This window comes from Streptomyces sp. NPDC050732 (assembly GCF_040654255.1).
Classification (GTDB): domain Bacteria; phylum Actinomycetota; class Actinomycetes; order Streptomycetales; family Streptomycetaceae; genus Streptomyces.
The window spans coordinates 152,680-173,763 of record NZ_JBFAHP010000012.1; the positions used below are offsets into that span (position 1 = coordinate 152,680).

Sequence of the window (21,084 nt, forward strand, 5' to 3'; positions counted from 1 at the left end):
GCGGCCCGCCGGGCCGCACCCGGAGCACTCAAATGTGCGCCCCACCGCACGGCCGTGCGCGCATATGCGGGACAATCGACGGGTGACCTCAGCTACCCCAGGGCCCCAGATCCCGGCTTCCACCGCACCCGCAGTCGGCGGCCCGGCCGCGCCGCGACCACGGCCCCGGCTGATCGCGACGGACCTGGACGGCACCCTGCTCCGCGACGACAAGACAGTTTCGGACCGTACGGTCGCCGCGCTCGCGGCCGCCGAGGAGGCGGGCATCGAGGTCTTCTTCGTGACCGGCCGCCCGGCCCGCTGGATGGACGTCGTCAGCGCCCATGTCCACGGTCACGGCCTCGCCATCTGCGGCAACGGCGCCGCGGTGGTCGACCTGCACGGCGGCCCCGGCACCCACAGCTTCGTCAAGATCCGCGAGCTGGCACGGGAGTGCGCCCTCGACGTCGTCCGCAGACTGCGCGCCGCGGCACCGAGCACGTCCTTCGCGATCGAGCGGACCGGGGGGCTCCACCACGAGGAGACTTATCCGCCGCTGCACATGGAGCCGGGTGAAAGCGTCGCGCCCGCCGAGAAACTGCTGGCCGAGACCCTGGCGGACTCCGCCGTCGCCGTGCAGCCCGTCCTGAAGGTCCTCGCCTTCCACCCCGGCCTCGCCCCGGACGAGTTCCTGGTGCTCGCCCGCGCGGCCATCGGCGACCGGGCCACGGTCACCCGTTCCAGCCCGAGCGCCCTCCTGGAGATCAGCGGCCCCGGGGTCTCCAAGGCAAGCACCCTGGAGCTGTGCTGTGCCGAGCGCGGCATCACCCCGGCGGAAGTCGTCGCCTTCGGAGACATGCCCAACGACATCGAGATGCTCGCGTGGGCGGGCACGTCGTACGCGATGGGCAACGCCCACCCGGACGTCATCGCCGCGGCCTCCGGGCGCACGGTCGCCAACAACGACGACGGTGTCGCTGTCGTGATCGAGCAGATCCTGGCGGACCGCTAGAGCCTGACGCCGCGCCGGGCCAGCCACTTCCGCGGGTCGACCCCCGAGCCCAGGTGCGGCGTGAGCCGCGTCTCGAAGTGCAGATGCGGCCCGGTCGAGTTGCCGGTCGTGCCGGCCTGGCCGACCCACTGGCCGGCGCGCACGCGGTCCCCCTGGTCGACGGTGACGGCCGCGAGGTGCGCGTACTGCGTGAAGTACCCGCCCTTGTGCCGCACCACGACCTCGATGCCGAAGCCCCCGCCGCACGACACGCTCTCCACCCGGCCCGCCCCCACCGACCGCACGGGCGCCCCGATGCCGACCGCGAAGTCCTGCCCGGTGTGCCGGCCGGCCCAGCGGCCGCCGACGCTGTCGAATCCCGCGGAGAGTTCGTACGTCTCCACGGGCGTGACCCACGCGCGCGTGGCGGGCTTTCTCCGCTGGTGCAGACGTACGGCACCGCGGCACTTCCCCGCCGCGACCGACCGGTCGGCCTCGCCCTGGAGGCTCCACCGCGCCGTCTCCAGCTTCCGCTCGATGCCGCGCTTCAGCTTCGCCAGGCGTGCGGTGCGCCGAACCCACGAGCGCCTGGCACGGTCCGCCCTGCCCTTGGCGGCGGCGAGACCGGCCACCGCCCGCCGGGTCTTGGTGACGGCGCTGTTGACGGCAAGGTCGGCGTGCCACAGGGCGCGCCTGCCGCGCATCACGGCGTCGGGGCTGTCGGCGAGGAGCAGCTGCGCCGTGTAGGGGAGACCTCCGCCGGTGCGGTACTGGGCTCTGGCCATCCTGCCGAGGTCGTCATGGAGCACCGCCACGTGGCGCCGCTCCTTGGAGAGGAGTCGGTCCAGTTTCCGGACCTTCGCCTTCTGGAGGCGTGCTGCCCGATGGCCCTCTTCGTAGCGGGCGGTCGCGGTGGAGGCCTCTTCGTAGAGCCGTGCCACGTCGGCGCTCGCACTCGGTCCCTCGGAGGCCGCGACGGGCGGCACGGGCCCGAGCAGCGCGCACAGCAGCACCGGCACGCAGAACATCCGCACCCGCAGGAGCGGGTGCGGACGACGGCGGCGGCTGGGACACCGGCGGCTCGGACACATGTCACGGATCGTTGCCCGCCCCGGTGGCGCGGATCCTGCGCGACTCGTGCAGTCGGGGGGCGCGGTGCCCCGTACGGACCAGGCGCATACCGCCGAACAGGCTCCCCCTGCGTCCGCCGAACAGGCCCCTCCCCCCACCGCCGAACAGACCCTTCCCGCACGGTCAGTACGGTGCCTCCCACACCACCGTCGTACCGCCGCCGTCCTCACCGATCCCCGGCCCGTACCAGCTGTCGCCGCCGAGCGACTCCGCGCGCCGCTTGAGGTTCTTCAGGCCGCTGCGCCGACCGCCCTTCGCGATGCCCACGCCGTCGTCGGCGACGGTCAGGCGTACGCCCTGCTGCCCGTCCGGGAGGACCACCGTCGAGTCGACCACGACGTCGATGCGGGCCGCGTGGGCGTGCCGGAAAGCGTTGGACAGTGCTTCCCGCAGCGCGGCGATGAGGTTCTTTCCGGTCAGTTCGCCGACCACCGTGTCGACCGGCCCCACGAAGTGGTGCGAGGGCTTGAAGCCGAGGGGGACGGCGGCCATGTTGATCTCGCGCAGGACGCGGGTGCGCAGCCCCGACGGAGCTTCGGCGGGCCCCTGCTGGAGCGCGAAGATCGCCGTGCGGATCTCCTGGATCGTCACGTCCAGTTCGTCGACCGCCCTGCCGACGCCGACCTGCACCTCCGGGACGACCGACCTGCGCTGGGCGCTCTCCAGCATCATCCCGGTGGCGAACAGGCGCTGGATGACGAGGTCGTGCAGGTCCCTGGCGATCCGGTCGCGGTCCTCGTAGACCGCGAGCCGCTCCCGGTCCCGCTGGGCCTCGGCCATCATCAGCGCGAGCGCGGCCTGCGAGGCGAACTGGGTGGCGAGGGTCCGCTCGGCCTCGCTGAAAGGACGTGCCCCCCGCGCGCGGGGCGTCACCAGCGTCCCGAGGACCCGGCCGTCGCTCTGCAGCGGCAGCATCATGACGGGGCCGTAGGCGCGGGCGAGTTCGGTCATGACGCGTGGGTCGCTCGCCGCGTCGTCGATGAACACGGACTCCCCTTCGAGGAGGTCGGCGACGATGCGGCTCTCCGGAGGGACGACCATGCCGAGCGCCCCGGTCGGTTCGTCCGAGGAGACCGCGACGATCTCCATGCCGCCCTCCTCGTCGGGCAGCAGCACGATGCCCGCGGCGGAGTCCGCGAGGTGCCTGGCCTGCTCCGCGACGACCGCGAGCGCCTCCTCCGCGTCGCTGCCCGCCAGCAGGGCGGTGGTGACCGCCACGGAGCCGTCGATCCAGCGTTCGCGCTGCTTGGCGGCTTCGTAGAGGCGTGCGTTCCCGATGGCGATGCCGGCCTCCGTCGCGAGTACGCGGACCATGTGCACGTCGTAGTCGTTGAACTCGGCGCCGTCCCGCTTCTCCGTCAGATAGAGGTTGCCGAAGATCTCGCCCTGGACGCGGATGGGGACGCCGAGGAAGGTCCGCATCGGCGGGTGGTGGCGCGGGAAGCCGCAGGAGCGCGGGTCTACGGAGAGGTCGGCCAGGCGCAGCGTCCTCGGCTGGTGGATGAGCGCGCCCAGCAGCCCTTTGTGGCCGTCGGGCAGGTGCCCGATCCTCTCGGCGGTCTCCTCGTCGATGCCGTGGTAGACGAAGTCGGAGAGTCCCTCGCCGTCCTCGGCGACGACACCGATCGCGGCGTAGCGGGCGTCCGCGAGCTCGGCGGCGGTCTCGCAGATGCGGTCCAGAGTGGTGTGCAGTTCCAGCCCGGTGCCGACCGACCGCATGGCTTCGAGCAGTTGCGGCACCCGGGACGTCAGCTCGGGCGAGAGCCCTTGGAGGGTGCGGGTCGCCCGCGCCGCCGCCCGCACCGAGTCCGGTGTGCCGTCGGGGAGCGGGGAGTCGGCGGAGGCCGAGGGTGCTGACATGCCTTTGAGCCTAGTAAGTCCTATTTGCAGGGGAAAGTCGAGGTCACCTGCGCCGGGCCACCCCGGAATCCGCCGCCCTCACCCCGCCACCAGCAGATCCGCCGCCCGCTCCACCTCCAGCATCCGCCGCAGCGGCCCCTCCTCCGCGGCGAGCTCCGCGTACGTGCCGCGCTGCGCCACCCGCCCGCCGTCCAGCACGAGCACCTCGTCCACGGCGTCGAGCCCGGCAAGCCGGTGCGTGATGAGCAGCGTCGTGCGCCCCTCGGTCGCGGCCAGCAGGTCGGCGGTCAGGGCGTCGGCGGTCGGCAGGTCGAGGTGTTCGGCGGGCTCGTCCAGGACGAGGACGGGGAAGTCGGCGAGCAGCGCGCGGGCCAGCGCGAGGCGCTGTCGCTGTCCTCCGGAGAGGCGGGCTCCGTGCTCGCCGACGAGCGTGTCGAGCCCGTCGGGCAGGGAGTCGACCCAGCCGTCGAGCCGCGCACGCTCCAGGGCGGCACGCAGTTCGCTGTCGGTGGCGTCCTTCTTGGCGAGCAGCAGGTTCTCGCGCACCGAGCTGTCGAAGATGTGGGCGTCCTGGGCGCACAGCCCGACCATGCCGCGCACCGTGTCGCCGTCCAGCGCGGCCGCGTCCGTGCCGCCGAGCGTGTACGTCCCTTCGTACGCCCCGAGGAACCGCAGCAGCACCTGCGCGAGCGTCGTCTTGCCGGCCCCGGACGGGCCGACCACGGCGATCCGCCGCCCCCGGTCCAGCGTCAGGCCCACGCCCGCTAGCGCGGGCGCGTCGGCGGACTGTCCTTCGTAGCGGGCGCGCAGCCCTTCGACGCGCAGCGGGAAAGGCGTACGAGGGGCCTCTGCGGGCACGGCGGGCTCGGGGACCGGCACGGGTGCGTCGAGGACTTCGTAGACCCGCTCGGCGCTCTTCCTGACCCGCTGGCGGTACTGCACGGCGAGCGGCAGCCCCATTACCGCCTCGAAGGCGGCGAGCGGCGTGAGGACGACCGCGGCGAGGGCCACGCCGCTCAGCCGCCCGTCGTGAACGGCCTGCACGCCGACGAGCGCGGCGGCGGCCACGGTGAGCCCGGTGACGAGGGCCCCGAGCCCGTCGCCGAGCGCGGTGGCGGTGGCGCCCCGCGAGGCGATCCGCGTCAGCTCGGCGTCGGCCTCCGCGGCCTTGGCCGTACGCCGCCGCAGCGCGCCGGCGACGGTCAACTCCGCGGTCCCTGTGAGGAGATCGGCCACGCGGGTGGCGAGTCTCCCGCGCGCGGGTGCCAGCTTCCGCTCCGCGCGGCTGGCCACGGCGCCGCTCACGAGCGGCACACCGACCCCCGCCGCGAGCAGCCCCGCGGCGAGCACGGCGCCCGCCTCGGGCAGCAGCCAGGAGGTGAAGCCGACGGCTCCCGCGCCGACGACGGCCGCGGCCGACGCGGGGAGCAGCCAGCGCAGCCAGTAGTCCTGCAAGGCGTCGACATCGGCGACCAGACGGGAGAGGAGGTCGCCGCGCCGGGCCCCGCGCAGACCGGCAGGGGAGAGCCGCTCCAGGCGCCGGTAGACGGCGACCCGGGTGTCGGCGAGCATCCGCAGCACGGCGTCGTGCGAGACGAGGCGCTCGGCGTACCGGAAGACGGCGCGGCCGATGCCGAAGGCGCGGGTCGCCGTCACGGCGATCATCAGGTACATCACCGGGGGCTGCTCCGAGGCCCGCGATATCAACCACCCTGACGTGGCCATGAGGCCGACGGCACTGGCGAGCGCGAGGCTCCCCAGGAGCAGCGCCAACTGCCCTCGCCGGGCCCGCGCGGCGTGCCGGACCCGGGCCAGCACCCTGCCCCGCGGACGGCCGGCCTCGGCACCGGCCTCGGCGTCACTCACGGGCTGGGCGGCCACTTGGCCGCCGTGATGGTCTCCCGTACCGCCGGACGGTACGGGTCGGCGCGCCTCCGGAAGCGCGGAAGCCGCGGCAGCGACAGCGGCGTCCAGCCGTACGACACGGTCGGCGACGGCCAGCAGCGCCGGCCGATGCACGACCAGCAGCACGGTCCGCCCGACGGCCAGCCGGCGAACCGCCTCGACGACCTCCGCCTCGGTGCCGCCGTCCAGGGCCGCCGTCGGCTCGTCGAGCAGCACCACGGGCCGGTCGGCGAGGAACGCCCGCGCCAGCGCGAGGCGTTGCCGCTGCCCCGCCGACAGCCCGGCGCCGTCCTCCCCCAGCACGGTCCGCGCCCCGGCGGGCAGCGCGTCCACGAACTCCAGGGCGCCCGCCTCGCGCAGAGCCTCACGCAGCTGCGCGTCGTCCGCCTCCGGCCGCGCGAGCCGTACGTTCTCCGCGATGGTCCCGGCGAAGAGGTGCGGCCGCTGCGGCACCCACGCGATCCGCTCGCGCCAGCGTGCGGGCGAGACCTCCGCCAGGTCGACGCCCCCGACCCGCACCCGCCCCTCGGTGGGCGGGACGAACCCGAGCACCACGTCGAGCAGCGTCGACTTGCCGGCCCCGCTCGGCCCGACGAGCGCCACGGTCTCCCCGGGCGCCACCTCGAAGGACGCCCCGGAGACGGCGTCCGACGTCCGTCCCGGATACCGGACCGTCACGCCTTCCACGCTCAGGACGCCCGCGGGCGCCGCCCCCGTCCCGGCGGCCGGCACCGGGGTCTCCAGGACCTCGAAGATCTCCTCGGCGGCCGAGAGCCCCTCCGCCGCCGCGTGGTACTGCGCGCCGACCTGCCGCAGCGGAAGGTAGGCCTCGGGGGCGAGGACGAGGACGACGAGACCGTCGTACAACTCCATCTCGCCGTGGACGAGCCGCATGCCGATGGTCACCGCGACCAGCGCGACCGAGATCGTCGCGAGCAGTTCGAGGGCGAACGACGACAGGAAGGCGATGCGCAGCGTCCGCATCGTGGCCTGCCGGTACTCGCCGGTGATCTTGCGTATCGACTCGGCCTGCGCCTTGGCGCGGCCGAAGACCTTCAGCGTCGGGAGGCCCGCCACCACGTCGAGGAAGTGGCCCGAGAGGCGCGAGAGGAGGCGCCACTGGCGGTCCATGCGGTTCTGTGTGGCCCAGCCGATCAGGATCATGAAGACCGGGATCAGGGGCAGCGTCACGACGATGATCGCCGCCGACACCCAGTCCTCGGTGACGATGCGGGCCAGCACCGCCACCGGCACGACCACCGCGAGCCCCAACTGCGGCAGGTAGCGCGAGAAGTAGTCGTCGAGCGCGTCCACGCCACGGGTCGCGAGGGAGACGAGCGAGCCGGTCCGCCGGCCCGTCAGCCACCCCGGCCCGAGCTCGCCTGCACGCTCCAACAGCCGCCCCCGCAGCTCCGACTTGACCGCCGCACTGGCCCGGTGCGCGGCGAGTTCAGTGAGCCAGGAGACCAGCCCCCGCCCCACCGCCACCAGGGCCAGCAACATCAGCGGAGTGAACAGGTCGTCTACGGAGTGGCCCTTTTGGAAGGCGCCCACCACGATCTCGGCGATGAGCATCGCCTGCCCGACCACCAAGCCGGCCCCGAGCAGCCCCAGCCCCACCACAGCGACCAGGAAGAAGCGAGTGGCGCGGGCGTACCGCAGCAGACGCGGGTCGATTGGTTTCACGTGAAACACACCCTCCGAAGGACGGGGGACGGGGGAGCCGGGGCGACAGCGGACTCAGCGCGGGGCATCCGCGAGGGACTCAGTGCGCGGCATCCGCGATGTGCTGCGTCCCGATGCGCTTGCGGAACACCCAGTACGTCCAGGACTGGTAGAGCAGCACGACAGGCGTCGCGATGCCCGCGCACCACGTCATGATCTTCAGGGTGTACGGACTCGACGAGGCGTTGGTGACCGTGAGGCTCCACTCCTCGTTCAGCGACGACGGCATGACGTTCGGGAAGAGCGTCAGGAAGAGCATCGCGACGGCCGCCGCGATCGTGATCCCGGACAGCGCGAACGACCATCCCTCTCGCCCGATCTTGATGGCCACGATGGCGCCGACCAGGGCGACCACGGCCACGACCATCGCGATCAGGCTCTTGCCGTCGCCCTTGTCGGCCTGCGTCCAGAGCAGGAACCCGAGCGCGAGCACGGCCGTGACGAGGCCCAGGCCCAGCGCCGTCTTCCGCGCCCGCACCCGGATGTCGCCCACCGTCTTGAGCGAGGCGAACACCGCGCCGTGGAAGGTGAACAGCGTCAGGGTGACCAGGCCGCCGAGGAGCGCGTACGGGTTGAGCAGGTCCACGAAGCCGCCCACGTACTCCTTGTGGGCGTCGATCTTCACGCCGCGCACGATGTTGCCGAAGGCGACGCCCCACAGCAGCGCCGGGATCAGCGAGGTCCAGAAGATCGCGTGCTCCCAGTTGGTCTGCCAGCGCTCCTCGGGCCGCTTGGCGCGGTACTCGAAGGCGACACCGCGGACGATCAGGCAGATCAGGATGATCAGGAGCGGCAGGTAGAAGCCGGAGAAGAGCGTCGCGTACCACTCGGGGAAGGCGGCGAAGGTCGCACCGCCCGCCGTGAGCAGCCACACTTCGTTGCCGTCCCAGACGGGGCCGATGGTGTTGATGAGGACCCGCTTCTCGACCCGGTCGCGGGCGAGCAGCTTGGTCAGGATGCCTATCCCGAAGTCGAAGCCCTCCAGGAAGAAGTAGCCGATCCACAGGACCGCGATCAGTACGAACCAGACGTCGTGAAGTTCCATGTCCTCGTCGCTCCTTCCTTCCGCTTCAGTAAGAGAAGGCCATGGGCCGGTCGGCGTCGGAGTCGGAATCGGAGTCCTTGCCCGATCCGGGTCCGCTGATCCTGGTGGGCGGGTTGAGGTCCGCCTCGGTCAGCTCGGGCGGTCCCGACCTGACGTACTTGAGCAGCAGCTTCACCTCGATCACGGCGAGGATCGCGTAGATGAGCGTGAACCCGATCAGCGAGGTGAGCACCTCGCCCTGGGAGACCCCGGGCGAGACCGCGTCCCTCGTGCGGAGGACGCCGTAGACCACCCAGGGCTGTCGCCCCGTCTCGGTGAAGATCCAGCCCCAGGCGGTGCCGATGAGGGGGAAGATCAGCGTCCACTGCGAGAGCCGCCACCACCACGTGCCGAGCTTCGGCGCGAGTTCCTTGTTCTTGGTGAGCATCAGCTTGGGTATCTCGTCCGCGCCGGTGCGGTGTTCCGGCGCGAGCCAGAACTTCTTCCGCGTCAGCCAGAGGCCCGCGGTGCACAGCGCCATCGAGACCCCGCCGAAGCCGATCATCCAGCGGTACGACCAGTAGGCGGTGGGGATGTTGGGCCGGTAGTCGCCGGGCCCGAACTTGTCCTGCGCTTCCTTGTTGAGGTCGTTGATGCCGGGGATCTCGGCGCTGAAGTTGTTCTTGGCGAGGAAGGAGAGGACGCCGGGGACCTCGATGGCGACCTTGTTGTGGCCCTCGGCGACATCTCCGTACGCGAAGAGCGAGAACGGTGCCGGCTTCTCGGTCTCCCACAGCGCCTCGGCCGCCGACATCTTCATCGGCTGCTGCTCGTACATGACCTTGCCGAGGGTGTCGGCGCTGACGACGGTGAGCAGCGTGCCGACGAACGCGGTGACCAGGCCGAGCCGCAGCGACATCCGCATGGTGCGGATGTGCTGCTTCTTGCGCAGGTGGAAGATGGCGATGCCGGTCATGAAGGCGCCGCCGACCAGGATGGCCGCCGAGATGACGTGGAAGAAGTTGACGAGCGTCGTCTCCTGGAAGAGCACCTTCGAGAAGTCGGTGAGCTCCGCACGCTTAGTGCCGTCCCGCTCCACGATCTTGTAGCCGACCGGGTGCTGCATAAAGGCGTTGGCGGCGATGATGAAGTACGCCGACAGGACGGTGCCGATGGAGACGATCCAGATCGTGGCGCAGTGCAGCTTCTTCGGCAGCTTGTCCCAGCCGAAGATCCACAGGCCGATGAAGGTCGACTCGAAGAAGAAGGCGATCAGCGCCTCGAAGGCGAGCGGCGCCCCGAAGACGTCACCGACGAAGCGGGAGTAGTCGGACCAGTTCATGCCGAACTGGAACTCCTGCACGATGCCGGTGACGACACCCATCGCAATGTTGATCAGGAACAGCTTTCCCCAGAACTTGGTCGCCCTGAGGTAGTGCTCCTTGCCCGTCCGTACCCATGCCGTCTCAAGGATCGCCGTGAGGGCGGCGAGGGAGATCGTCAGGGGGACGAACAGGAAGTGGTAGACGGTCGTGATGCCGAACTGCCATCGCGCCAGAGTTTCCGGCGCCAGAGCCAGGTCCACTGCGTCTCTCCTTACTCACCGTGCCCACAGCGACCGGTCGCCCCTTTTGTCCCACCCATCTCGGGGCGAAGCGGGGCACGCTTGTGAACGCGTTCACATTCACAAGCATTATGTCGTACTGGCTGCCGAAACCCGAAAGGGGGTCCCCCTTACCGACGGGAACGCGAAAAGAAGGCCCCGGGCACCTGCCCGGGGCCTTCCACCACAGCGATCTCAGAGCTCCTTGCGGAAAGCCTCCGCCGCCTGCAGGAAGATGTCGTTGGCCTCGGTCTCGCCGATCGTGGCCCGCATCCCCTCGCCCGCGAACGGCCGCACGACCACGCCGGCCTTCTCGCACGCCGCCGCGAAGTCCGCCGTACGGTCGCCGAGCCGCAGCCACACGAAGTTCGCCTGCGTCTCAGGCACCGTCCAGCCCTGGCCCCGCAGCGCCTCGACCACGCGCGAGCGCTCCGCGACCAGCGCGCCGACCCGGCCCATCAGCTCGTCCTCGGCCCGCAGCGACGCCACCGCCGCGTCCTGCGCGAGCTGGCTCACACCGAAGGGCACCGCCGTCTTGCGCAGCGCGGCGGCCACCGGCTCGTGGGCGACCGCGAAACCGACGCGCAGGCCCGCGAGGCCGTACGCCTTGGAGAACGTACGGAGCACACAGACGTTCGGGCGGTCGCGGTAGATCTCGATGCCGTCCGGCACCTCGGGGTCACGGATGAACTCGCGGTACGCCTCGTCGAGCACGACCAGGACGTCGCCCGGCACCCGGTCGAGGAACCGCTCCAGCTCGGCCCTGCGGACGACGGTGCCCGTGGGGTTGTTGGGGTTGCAGACAAAGATGAGGCGAGTGCGGTCGGTGATGGCGTCGGCCATCGCGTCGAGGTCGTGCACCTCGCCGTCCGTCAACGGAACCCGCACCGACGTGGCGCCACTGACCTGCGTGATGATCGGGTACGCCTCGAAGGACCGCCACGCGTAGATGACCTCGTCGCCCGGGCCCGACGTGGACTGGAGCAGCTGCTGGGCGACGCCGACGGAACCGGTGCCGGTGGCGATGTGCGAGGCGGGCACCCCGAAGCGGTCGGCCAGCTCGCTCATCAGGGCCGTGCACGCCATGTCGGGGTAGCGGTTGAAGGACCCGGCGGCGGCGAGCGCGCTCTCCATGACGCCGGGGAGCGGCGGGTAGGGGTTCTCGTTCGAGGACAGCTTGTAGGCCGCGGGACCGTCGGCCGCCGCCGCGGGCTTGCCCGGCTTGTAGGTGGGGATCCCCTCCAGCTCGGCGCGCAGCCTCGGGTTCGTCTCGCTCACCGCAGTCCTCCTCTTAGCCAGTCACACCAGTTCGAATACTGCTTACCTTATGAGGATTCGGCGCCGCTGCGAATGGCCTTCCGACATCGGCTCACGGGCGGTCCCGCTCCAGCCGGCGCAGGCGCGCGAAGCGGGGGGGAGCGCCCCCTGCTCCGCCTCGCGCCGGTGGCTCGCTCCGTGGCGCGCATCCCCCGTGAAGGTGAGTTGAGACCTCTTCGAGACCTGACTCATTCGGCAGGCCCGTGCGCGACGATCAGGTGCAGCTACCTGTGGATCTCGCCAACTGCCTTTGCTTCCAAGGTCATTGACCCCATGGGGCCATGCAGAAACGTGCCTGTCAACGCGTGCATATGCGCCCCTGCTACCCACCCCCATGAGCCCTACTATCGGCTCGCCATGACAGCAGCAGGGAAGCACCAGGTGAGCCGAGCGGAGACCGCGCGCCGGGGCAACCGGCAGAGTCGAGCGGGGATCAGAGACGTCGCCGCCGCCGCCGGTGTCTCCATCACGACTGTCTCCGACGCCCTCAACGGCAAGGGTCGGCTCCCCGACGCCACCCGACGCCACGTCCGCGAGGTCGCAGAGCGGTTGGGCTACCGCCCCTCCGCGGCGGCCCGAACCCTCCGTACCGGCAAGTCGGGCCTCATCGGCCTGACCGTGACGACATACGGGGATGAACCTTTCACCTTCACCGAATTCGCCTACTTCGCCGAGATGGCCAGAGCCGCCACATCGGCCGCACTCGCCCGGGGCTACGCCCTGGTGATCCTGCCCGCCACCTCGCGCCGCAGCCCCGTCGACGTGTGGTCGAACGTCGCACTCGACGGCACCGTCGTCGTCGACCCCTCCGACCACGACCCGGTGGTCAGCGAGCTGGTCCGGCAGGGCCTGCCGGTCGTCTCCGACGGCCGCCCGGCAGGCTCGCTCCCGGTCACCGCCTGGGTCGACAACGACCACGAGGCCGCGGTCCTGGAGATCCTCGACCACCTCGCGGCCGCCGGTGCCCGCCGGATCGGCCTCCTCACCGGCACCACCACGGACACCTACACCCACCTGTCCACCACCGCGTACCTGCGCTGGTGCGAGCGCGTCGGGCAGGACCCGGTCTACGAGTCCTATCCCGCCCACGACCCGTGCGCGGGCGCCGTCGCCGCCGACCGGCTGCTCGCCAGGCCCGACCGCCCCGACGCCGTGTACGGCCTCTTCGACCCCAACGGCACCGACCTGCTCGCCGCCGCCCGGCGGTACGGCCTGCGCGTCCCCGACGACCTGCTGCTCGTCTGCTGCAGCGAGTCCACGGTGTACGCCACCACGGAACCGCCCATCACCACGCTCTCCCTCAAACCGCGCCGCATCGGCACGGCCGTCGTGCAGCTCCTCATCGACGCCATCGAGGGCCTCGACACGGGCCGGCCCGTCGAGCAGGTGATACCGACCGAACTGATCGTGCGCACCTCGTCCGAGCGACGTCCGCCCCGCACGACGGTCAGTCCGCCACGCTCGTCAGGCTCCGGCTGACCGCTCGCTCTCTCGTACGCGGACCTGGGCAGAGGTCGGCTTCCTCCCCGCCACCAGCGGGGAAACCTCTGCCCAATTCGGGAGAAATCCGCAATGAACCGGGGTCCGGCACCGATTCACCACCCCTGGTGCACCACACAGCGGGAGCCGCATTCCTATGATGGGCGGACGACACCGCGGGCCGCAGCGACCAAGCAGTCCGATCTCGGTGCAGATGCGGCGCAATGGTGGTGGAGGGGTCGATGACTCAGGGGGCCGGTCAGGGACCCGAGGTGCGGACGGCGACGCTGCGCGACTTCCGCGTACCCGCGTACATCCATGAGACGACCGGCCCCGCCGCGGGAGGTCCTGGATCGCCCGGCGAGGCGCCGGACGAGGGGTACACCCCCACCCAGCGCGACCTGCCGGTCATCAACCGCGGGGACACCGTCCAGGTGCAGGTCATGCCGGAGCCCCCGCAGCCGCGGGCGAGCGACGAGCACGGCCCGCTGTTCGTCGTCGGCGATGTGCACGGCTATCTGGACGAGCTCGTCGCGGCCCTCCAGGAGCAGGGCCTCGTCGACGCCGAGGGCAACTGGTCCGCGGGGAACGCGCGCCTGTGGTTCCTCGGCGACTTCACCGACCGGGGGCCCGACGGCATCGGCGTCATCGACCTCGTGATGCGCCTTTCCGCCGAGGCCGCCGCCGCCGGCGGCTACTGCAAGGCGCTCATGGGCAACCACGAGCTGCTCCTGCTCGGCGCCAAGCGCTTCGGCGACACCCCCGTGAACTCCGGCGCGGGCACCGCCACCTTCCAGGCCGCCTGGCTCCTGAACGGCGGGCAGAAGACCGACATGGAGCGCCTGGAGGACCACCACCTGCAGTGGATGGCCCGTCTCGACGCGATGGAGGAGGCCGACGGCCACCTCCTCGTGCACTCCGACACAACCGCCTATCTGGATTACGGCGACTCGATCGAGGCGGTGAACGACACCATCCGGGAGACCCTCACGCGCAACGACGCGGACGAATGCTGGGACCTCTTCCGCAAGTTCACCAAGCGCTTCGCCTTCCGCGACGAGTCGGGCCCCTCGGCCGTACGGGAACTTCTCGACATGTACGGCGGCACGCGCATCGTCCACGGCCACAGCCCCATCCCCTACCTCCTGGGTGACGTCGGCTCCGAGGACGAGTCGGACGGCGGCGGTCCGGTCATCGAGGGCCCGCACGTCTACGCCGACGGCCTCGCCATCGCCATGGACGGCGGAGTGACCATGGCCGGAAAGCTGCTGGTCCAGCAACTCCCCCTGGGTATCTGAGCGCTATCCGGGCAGACGCCCCTCTACACGATCACGCTGGCCAGGGGGGCAATTTCCGGAAACCCCCTGTCACCGCGTGCCGTCACGGCTCTACCATCGGCTTATCCGTAGCAGGCTCCCCTCCGTTTCTGCCCAACGGCTCGTAGCCATGCGAGCCTCAGCCCTACGGAGCATCGGGGGATGCACATGAACAGCGCTCCACACCTGCTCAATGAGGACCGCCCCGAGTACGAGCGGATCCTCGATGAGGCGCTGCGCACCGCACCTGACCGTCCCGAACTCGCCGCAGTGGGCCAGCGGCTCAACACCGAACAACTGCGCACCATGGCCCTGAACGCGACAGCACTGATCACGGCCGCGGCCGCGGCCGAGTACGCGCACTACGTGAAGGTTCGCGAGGAGTTGCGCGAACCTCGACCGTCGTCCACGTCGATCCGCGAAGGGAATGGACAGAGCGCCGCGGAGTCGGGCTCCGGCGGCGTCAGCCTCGCCACCACGATGGGCGAGGTCGCCGAACCAGCGGCAGCGGGAGCCGGGGCGATCGCCGTCGTCGCGGTCCTCGCACCCGTCCTCGCGGGGGCGGCCGCCGCGATATTCCTGCTCGTCGGCTACATCCTGAAGATGCTCACCCCCGAGCCCGCCTTCGCGGACACCCTGCTCACCGCGGGATGGCTGTTCGGCGCGCTCACCGCGGGGGGCATCCTGGTCGCCGCGGTCGGCCTCCTGCTGACCGCCCTGCGCAACGGCTCCACCTCGCTCCCGGCAGCACTGCACGGCGAACGGAACGAGGAGTTGACCCGCGCCAGGGAAAACTGGAGCCGGGCGCTCCTGGAGCGGGGCGTCGTGCCGTTCCTGCGGGAGGCCCTGACGGAACCGGGCGGGGCCTCCGCGGCCCGCACACCGTCGACGAACTCAGGGGTCTCCGGGGCGAATGGCCGCATGCCTCAACTCGGCTATCACCGGCCGGGGTTCAGCAGCCCGGACGGCGGCCCGACCGCGGGGCCGCGTCCGAGCTTCTCCAGCCCCGACTTCTCCAGCCCCGATTTCGGCGGGCCCGACCACAAGCCGGAGTAACGAGGCCGGGGCCGGGCCGGGGCCAGGCCATGAGGCGCGACACCGCCTCGGCGCGCCGCTGTCGGCGAGCGGCGGCGCAAGCCGAAGGCGTACCGACAGGTGGGTGGGACCGACACGTCCGCGACCGCCCCGTCCACACGGACGGGGCCGCCCACGACGTCCACCGACAACCGGCAACCATGCCGACGACAGTGCACGCGCGGGAGCAGGGCAGTGGCCGGCACGGCCGAAAAGCCGGCACACGCCTTGCTCCCGCGGCTCAGTCGGCGATCGGCAGGTAGACCCGGTTGCCCGCCGCGGCGAACTCCTTGGACTTCTGCTCCATGCCCGCCGCGATGTCATCCGAGTCCAGATCACCGCCGTGCTGGCGACGGATGTCCTGGGAGATCTTCATCGAACAGAACTTCGGCCCGCACATCGAGCAGAAGTGTGCTGTCTTCGCGGGCTCGGCCGGCAGCGTCTCGTCGTGGAACTCCCGTGCCGTGACCGGGTCGAGGGCGAGATTGAACTGGTCCTCCCAGCGGAACTCGAAGCGCGCGTCCGAGAGCGCGTCGTCCCAGTCCTGGGCGCCGGGGTGCCCCTTGGCGAGGTCCGCCGCGTGCGCCGCGATCTTGTACGTGATGACACCGGTCTTCACGTCGTCGCGGTTGGGCAGGCCCAGGTGCTCCTTGGGCGTGACGTAACAGAGCATCGCCGTGCCCCACCAGCCGATCATCGCGGCGCCGATGCCGGAGGTGATGTGGTCGTAGGCGGGCGCGATGTCCGTGGTCAGCGGGCCGAGCGTGTAGAACGGCGCCTCCTCGCAGATCTCCTGCTGGAGGTCGATGTTCTCCTTGATCTTGTGCATCGGGACGTGACCGGGGCCCTCGATCATCGTCTGTACGTTATGACGCTTGGCGATCGTGTTGAGTTCCCCGAGGGTCCGCAACTCGGCGAACTGCGCCTCGTCGTTGGCGTCCGCGATCGAACCGGGCCGCAGGCCGTCGCCGAGCGAGTACGTCACGTCGTACGCCGCGAGGATCTCGCAGAGCTCCTCGAAGTGCTCGTAGAGGAAGCTCTCCTTGTGGTGCGCGAGGCACCAGGCGGCCATGATCGAGCCGCCGCGCGAGACGATGCCGGTCTTGCGGCGCGCGGTGAGCGGAACGTACGGAAGTCGTACGCCCGCGTGCACCGTCATGTAGTCCACGCCCTGCTCGGCCTGTTCGATGACCGTGTCCTTGTAGATCTCCCAGGACAGCTCCTCGGCCTTGCCGTCGACCTTCTCCAGGGCCTGGTAGAGCGGCACGGTGCCGATCGGCACGGGGGAGTTGCGCAGGACCCACTCGCGGGTCGTGTGGATGTTGCGGCCGGTGGACAGGTCCATGACCGTGTCGGCGCCCCACTGGGTCGCCCAGGTCATCTTGTCCACCTCCTCCTCGATGGAGGAAGTGACCGCGGAGTTGCCGATGTTGGCGTTCACCTTCACCAGGAACTTCTTGCCGATGATCATCGGCTCGATCTCCGGGTGGTTGACATTGGCGGGGATCACCGCGCGCCCCGCGGCGACCTCTGTCCGGACGATCTCCGGGTCCATGTTCTCGCGGATCCCGATGAACTCCATCTCGGGCGTGATCTCGCCGCGGCGGGCGTACGCCAGCTGCGTCACCGCCTGCCCCTGACGGCCGCGGCGCGGCTGGCGGGGGCGGCCGGGGAAGACCGCGTCGAGGTTCTTGAGTCCGCCGCGGGGCGAGGTGTGCTTGATGCCGTCGTCCTCGGGACGGGGCGGGCGGCCCACGTACTCCTCGGTGTCGCCGCGGGCGATGATCCAGTTCTCCCGCAGCGGCGGCAGTCCGCGGCGGACGTCGGTCTCGGCCGACGGGTCGGTGTACGGGCCCGAAGTGTCGTACAGGGTCACGGCCTTGCCGTTGGTGAGGTGCACCTGGCGGACCGGCACCCGCAGGTCGGGGCGCGAACCCTCGACATACGCCTTGTGCCAGCCGATGGACTTCCCGGCCCCGTCAGCCGCGACTGTGCTCTCAGAGTGCTCGTCGCTGCTGGAGGCAGGCGTGCGTGCGTCCGATGTGGTCATGAGACCTACTCCCTACGCCGGCATTACCCGGTAACAGGTTCGGCGGTCGACGCAGCGAATCCCGTACGTTTCGTGCACTCTTCGTGCCGTTTCGTACGGAGGTCAGCGCCCTCTCAGCCCGGTGCTCCGAGCTCCCGCGATTGCAAAGGTGGCTCCACGCTAGCGTCATGTCGGCCGCGCTGAACAGAGGGCCCCCTCCGTTCTTGCGATGATCGGTCAGTGACCACCACACAGCCGCCGCCTCCGCCGCCCCCGCAGCCGCCCTCCTCCGGGATGCCTCCTGAGGGGCATGGACATGGGTCCGGACACGGAAATGGGTCCGGGTCCGGGCACGGGCATTCCCACAGCCACGGCCCGGCCGCGCCCGTCTCCAAGCATCTGCGCAAGGTCATCGCCGCGGTCCTGATCCCCTTCGCCACCGCGGTCGTCGTGGGGCTCATGGTGCTGTGGCCCGGCGGCACGCCCTCGCACGAGCGGACCGGCGTCGGTTTCGACCGGCAGACGCAGTCGGCGAAGGTGACGAAGGTGCAGGAGCTGCCCTGCAAGGACCTCAGCCCCTCACAGCCCCCGCCGACCGGCGACACCTCCACCCCGGAGGGCCAGTCCGCGCAGTCCCGGGCCGAGGGCACCTGCAAGAAGGCGACGATCGAGGTGAGCAGCGGCAAGGACAAGGGCCGCACCTTCATTGAGTTCATCCAGCCGGACTCGCCCCGGCAACTCCGCAAGGGCCAGGAGGTGGTGGTCGCCTACGAGCCCAAGGCGCCCGAAGGCCTGCAGTACTCGGTCACCGATGTGAACCGCAAGATCCCGATGGCGCTGCTCGCCGGCATCTTCGCGCTCGCCGTCGTCGTGGTGGGACGGCTGCGCGGCGTGATGGCCCTGGTCGCGCTCGCCATCAGCTTCATGGTGCTCACGTTCTTCATCCTGCCGGCGATCCTGCAAGGTTCGAATCCGCTGGTGGTGGCGGTGATCGGGGCGAGCGCCATCATGCTGATCGCGCTCTATCTCTGCCACGGCCTCACGGCTCGCACATCGGTCGCGGTACTCGGCACGCTCATCTCCCTCCTGCTGATCGGGCTGCTCGGCTCGCTCTTCATCGGCTGGGCCGCCCTCACCGGCAACACGGACGACAACACCGGCCTCATCCACGGCCTGTACCCGTCCATCGACATGAGCGGCCTCCTGCTCGCGGGCGTCATCATCGGCTCGCTCGGCGTACTCGACGACGTCACGGTCACCCAGACCTCCGCGGTCTGGGAACTGCACCAGGCCAACCCGACGATGGGCTGGCGCGGCCTCTACCGCGCGGGCATCCGCATCGGCCGCGACCACATCGCCTCGGTCGTCAACACCCTCGTCCTCGCCTATGCGGGCGCCGCGCTGCCCCTGCTGCTGCTCTTCTCGATCGCTCAGTCCAGCGTGGGCACGGTGGCCAACAGCGAGTTGGTCGCCGAGGAGATCGTGCGCACCCTCATCGGCTCGATCGGCCTGGTCGCCTCGGTACCGGTGACGACCGCGCTGGCCGCCCTGGTCGTCTCGGCGGACCGCACGTCCGGTATCGGTGCGGGCGTCGGCGCCACCGGTGCCGGCTCCGGTGGCGAGGGCCGTGGGACTGGAGCCCGGCCTTCCCGCGGCGGGAAGGGGCGCCGCCGCAAGCGGTGACCGCGGCGCCGACAGCCCCGGCTGCGATCCATACCGTCGATGCGGTGGGTGCGGTCGATGCGGTCGATGCGGTCGATGCGGTGGGTGTAGTCGATGCCGTGAAATGCACCAAAATGCCTATGGCTCTCCTCCCGTTGACGACGCCGAATCAGCCCGCGTTCTGCTCCTCCGCGAGGATCCGGTCGAGTGCCTCGTCGAGGTGCGTCTCGAAGTCGGCGAGCGCCCGCTCCTGCCCGAGCGGCACCAACTTGTCCGTGCGGTCGAGGAAGGCGAGCAGCGGTGGGATGCCCACCCGGAACAGCGCCCGATCCGCACCGACCTGAAGCCTGATGAGGGCCTCGTCGAGCAGGCCGGAATCGGTCGGCTCGACACGCACGTCTCCGTCCCCGCACGGCCTCCCCACTCCGTCGATCAACAGCTCCCGCCCGAAGGCCCAGGTCACCGGCGTGTCCCCCGGCAGGTGAAACGTCAGCCGCACGGCATAGGGATCGTCGATCTCATAGCGCAGCTCCACCGGGATACGGAACGACAGCTCCTCGGAAACGAGGAAGCTCATCATGACCTCTGCCTGCACCGTCTCGCCCATCGCGCGCTACCCCGTCGCTTCTCCATCAACTGGCCAGGGACCAACTCCCTGGCACCAAGGGAATCTTGCTCAACGTGCGCATCAGATCACAAGGAGTGAGTTTTCAGATGCTGATAGAGAAGGCGAGTGTCCCTAGTAGCTTTCCGACCTCCCGTTGCAACTGGTGGGCTGCGGGCAGCAACCGGTCGGCTTGGCTGGAGGGAACAGAAATGGCCATGGTCGCCGCGGTGTCACCCGCTGTGATCGGGATCGCCGCGCAGACCGTCCCGAGGGCGTACTCCTGACGCTCCACGACGGGCCGCATCCGCTCCCTCGATTCGAGCCGCCGCTTGAACGTGTGGTCGTCCCGGACCGAGTAGCGCGTGATCGACTGGACCGGGTAGCGGTCGAGGTGGTCCTGTCGCGCGTCGTCGTCGAGCTGACCGAGGAGACACTGACCGATCGCGTGGGCATGTCCTGTCTCCCGGAAGTCCGCCCACTCCTCCACGGCGGGATTGCCCGGGGTGTCGGCGACGGCGACGATTTCGATCTCGCCCTCCCGGTAGACGGCGAAGTACACGGGGACGCCGATGGTGTCGCGCCAGTGCGCCAGGGAGTCGTCGATCCTGCCGCGCCGGTTCTGCTGGGCTCCGCTGCTGCTCAGCCGCTCGGCGGCCTCGCCCAGGACGAACAACCCCTTCTCCCGGCGCAGATAGCCCTCGTGGGTCAGGGTGCGCAGCAGGTGATACGCGGTGGGAAGGGCGAGCCCGGCCTCACGCGCCAACTGCTTGGCGGGAGCGCCGTTTTGATGCGAGGCGGCGGCTTCCAGCAGTCGTATAGCCCGCTGCACGGAGCCGATGAGGGTCGGCCCGGCGGCTCCAGGGGCTCCGGGGGCCGCCTCTGCGGCGTCTGTTCCGTCTGTTCCGTCTGTGAAGTCGTCAACCGGTGAAGTGGTGGGGTCGACCGCGGCCAAGGTTCGCTCCCTAAGCGTGCGCCCGTTACGCGGAGACCGACCCCCGCGTCGGAATCCGGACTCTAATCCTCGGCCATCGCCCCATGCCGTCCCACCGGGAAACTTCCCCCGGCCGGGGGAACCGTTGCGAAAAGTCACCAGTCGGTGCGCGATGACGAGGAGCCGGATATGAACTTCCGTACGACGTAGATGAGTCCACCGACCAGCGCTACGAATATCAGCGCCTTGAAGAGCAGACTGACCACGAATCCGACAACGCTCGCTATCAGGCCGCCGAACACGACGAGTGCGATGACCGGCACGGCCACCCACTTCACCCACCACGGCATTCCCGCAAAGATCTCCTTCGCTGCCATCGTCCTTACCTCTCTCCGCTCTGTCCGCACTTCCGCGCTCTTCGCATCGGTGCGGTTCCATCGGCGCGGTTCCT

15 protein-coding genes and 1 riboswitch are annotated in these 21,084 nt (G+C 70.4%); of the genes, 5 read left to right on the forward strand and 10 right to left on the reverse strand.

Going from position 1 to position 21,084, the window contains the following annotated elements:
* Positions 1 to 64: 64 nt before the first annotated feature.
* Complete coding sequence (locus AB0H82_RS13775) at positions 65 to 991, forward strand: Cof-type HAD-IIB family hydrolase (RefSeq protein WP_362992148.1); 927 nt, start codon at positions 65 to 67, stop codon at positions 989 to 991.
* On the opposite strand, the gene AB0H82_RS13780 is transcribed toward AB0H82_RS13775, so the two are convergent.
* The 6 genes from AB0H82_RS13780 to hisC form a co-directional block, all read right to left on the reverse strand.
* Entirely contained in the window at positions 988 to 2,061 is a 1,074-nt protein-coding gene (locus tag AB0H82_RS13780) for a M23 family metallopeptidase (RefSeq protein ID WP_362992149.1), read from the reverse strand. The genes AB0H82_RS13775 and AB0H82_RS13780 overlap by 4 nt on opposite strands.
* A 163-nt stretch (positions 2,062 to 2,224) precedes the next feature.
* Positions 2,225 to 3,961, reverse strand: coding sequence for a GAF domain-containing protein (locus AB0H82_RS13785; protein ID WP_362992151.1), 1,737 nt, complete (start codon positions 3,959 to 3,961; stop codon positions 2,225 to 2,227).
* Between the two features lie 78 nt (positions 3,962 to 4,039).
* Positions 4,040 to 7,561, reverse strand: a complete 3,522-nt coding sequence (gene cydD / locus AB0H82_RS13790) for a thiol reductant ABC exporter subunit CydD (RefSeq protein ID WP_362992153.1) — start codon at positions 7,559 to 7,561, stop codon at positions 4,040 to 4,042.
* A 70-nt stretch (positions 7,562 to 7,631) separates the two neighbouring features.
* Positions 7,632 to 8,636: a cytochrome d ubiquinol oxidase subunit II gene (gene cydB / locus AB0H82_RS13795; protein ID WP_362992155.1), complete on the reverse strand. Its 1,005-nt coding sequence runs from the start codon at positions 8,634 to 8,636 to the stop codon at positions 7,632 to 7,634.
* Positions 8,637 to 8,661: 25 nt separating this feature from the next.
* Complete coding sequence (locus AB0H82_RS13800) at positions 8,662 to 10,200, reverse strand: cytochrome ubiquinol oxidase subunit I (RefSeq protein ID WP_362992157.1); 1,539 nt, start codon at positions 10,198 to 10,200, stop codon at positions 8,662 to 8,664.
* 213 nt (positions 10,201 to 10,413) lie between these two features.
* Positions 10,414 to 11,496 carry a histidinol-phosphate transaminase gene (gene hisC, locus AB0H82_RS13805; protein ID WP_362992159.1) on the reverse strand — a complete coding sequence of 361 codons (1,083 nt, stop codon included), beginning with the start codon at positions 11,494 to 11,496 and terminating at the stop codon, positions 10,414 to 10,416.
* Between the two features lie 396 nt (positions 11,497 to 11,892).
* Between hisC and AB0H82_RS13810 the strand changes: the two genes are divergently transcribed.
* From AB0H82_RS13810 to AB0H82_RS13820, 3 genes are all read left to right on the forward strand, one after another.
* Complete coding sequence (locus AB0H82_RS13810) at positions 11,893 to 13,014, forward strand: LacI family DNA-binding transcriptional regulator (RefSeq protein ID WP_362992161.1); 1,122 nt, start codon at positions 11,893 to 11,895, stop codon at positions 13,012 to 13,014.
* 242 nt (positions 13,015 to 13,256) lie between these two features.
* Positions 13,257 to 14,312, forward strand: coding sequence for a metallophosphoesterase (locus AB0H82_RS13815; protein ID WP_362992163.1), 1,056 nt, complete (start codon positions 13,257 to 13,259; stop codon positions 14,310 to 14,312).
* 180 nt (positions 14,313 to 14,492) lie between these two features.
* Positions 14,493 to 15,386: a hypothetical protein gene (locus AB0H82_RS13820; protein ID WP_362992165.1), complete on the forward strand. Its 894-nt coding sequence runs from the start codon at positions 14,493 to 14,495 to the stop codon at positions 15,384 to 15,386.
* A gap of 259 nt (positions 15,387 to 15,645) precedes the next feature.
* Here AB0H82_RS13820 and thiC read toward each other — a convergent pair whose 3' ends face one another.
* Positions 15,646 to 17,454 carry a phosphomethylpyrimidine synthase ThiC gene (gene thiC / locus AB0H82_RS13825; RefSeq protein ID WP_362992167.1) on the reverse strand — a complete coding sequence of 603 codons (1,809 nt, stop codon included), beginning with the start codon at positions 17,452 to 17,454 and terminating at the stop codon, positions 15,646 to 15,648.
* Positions 17,447 to 17,602, reverse strand: a riboswitch (TPP riboswitch). (Overlaps the previous gene by 8 nt.)
* Before the next feature lie 71 nt (positions 17,603 to 17,673).
* Between thiC and AB0H82_RS13830 the strand changes: the two genes are divergently transcribed.
* Positions 17,674 to 19,116, forward strand: a complete 1,443-nt coding sequence (locus tag AB0H82_RS13830; protein WP_362992169.1) for a YibE/F family protein — start codon at positions 17,674 to 17,676, stop codon at positions 19,114 to 19,116.
* Positions 19,117 to 19,264: 148 nt separating this feature from the next.
* On the opposite strand, the gene AB0H82_RS13835 is transcribed toward AB0H82_RS13830, so the two are convergent.
* The 3 genes from AB0H82_RS13835 to AB0H82_RS13845 form a co-directional block, all read right to left on the reverse strand.
* Positions 19,265 to 19,702: an SsgA family sporulation/cell division regulator gene (locus AB0H82_RS13835; RefSeq protein WP_362992171.1), complete on the reverse strand. Its 438-nt coding sequence runs from the start codon at positions 19,700 to 19,702 to the stop codon at positions 19,265 to 19,267.
* A 103-nt stretch (positions 19,703 to 19,805) separates the two neighbouring features.
* The gene (locus AB0H82_RS13840) at positions 19,806 to 20,531 is read right to left on the reverse strand and encodes an IclR family transcriptional regulator C-terminal domain-containing protein (RefSeq protein WP_362992172.1); all 726 of its coding nucleotides are present in this window, start codon (positions 20,529 to 20,531) and stop codon (positions 19,806 to 19,808) included.
* A gap of 257 nt (positions 20,532 to 20,788) precedes the next feature.
* A complete protein-coding gene (locus AB0H82_RS13845) occupies positions 20,789 to 21,010 on the reverse strand; it encodes a DUF5326 family protein (protein ID WP_362992174.1) in 222 nt (73 codons plus the stop codon).
* Positions 21,011 to 21,084 lie beyond the last annotated feature (74 nt).

Coding starts and splice junctions, on each gene's coding strand:
- AB0H82_RS13835 (WP_362992171.1), bottom strand. CDS start 19,702: ATGGGCGAGACGGTGCAGGCAGAGGTCATGATGAGCTTCCTCGTTTCC.
- AB0H82_RS13815 (WP_362992163.1), top strand. CDS start 13,257: ATGACTCAGGGGGCCGGTCAGGGACCCGAGGTGCGGACGGCGACGCTG.
- AB0H82_RS13810 (WP_362992161.1), top strand. CDS start 11,893: ATGACAGCAGCAGGGAAGCACCAGGTGAGCCGAGCGGAGACCGCGCGC.
- AB0H82_RS13785 (WP_362992151.1), bottom strand. CDS start 3,961: ATGTCAGCACCCTCGGCCTCCGCCGACTCCCCGCTCCCCGACGGCACA.
- AB0H82_RS13820 (WP_362992165.1), top strand. CDS start 14,493: ATGCACATGAACAGCGCTCCACACCTGCTCAATGAGGACCGCCCCGAG.
- thiC (WP_362992167.1), bottom strand. CDS start 17,454: ATGACCACATCGGACGCACGCACGCCTGCCTCCAGCAGCGACGAGCAC.
- AB0H82_RS13775 (WP_362992148.1), top strand. CDS start 65: ATGCGGGACAATCGACGGGTGACCTCAGCTACCCCAGGGCCCCAGATC.
- cydB (WP_362992155.1), bottom strand. CDS start 8,636: ATGGAACTTCACGACGTCTGGTTCGTACTGATCGCGGTCCTGTGGATC.
- AB0H82_RS13845 (WP_362992174.1), bottom strand. CDS start 21,010: ATGGCAGCGAAGGAGATCTTTGCGGGAATGCCGTGGTGGGTGAAGTGG.
- AB0H82_RS13780 (WP_362992149.1), bottom strand. CDS start 2,061: ATGTGTCCGAGCCGCCGGTGTCCCAGCCGCCGCCGTCGTCCGCACCCG.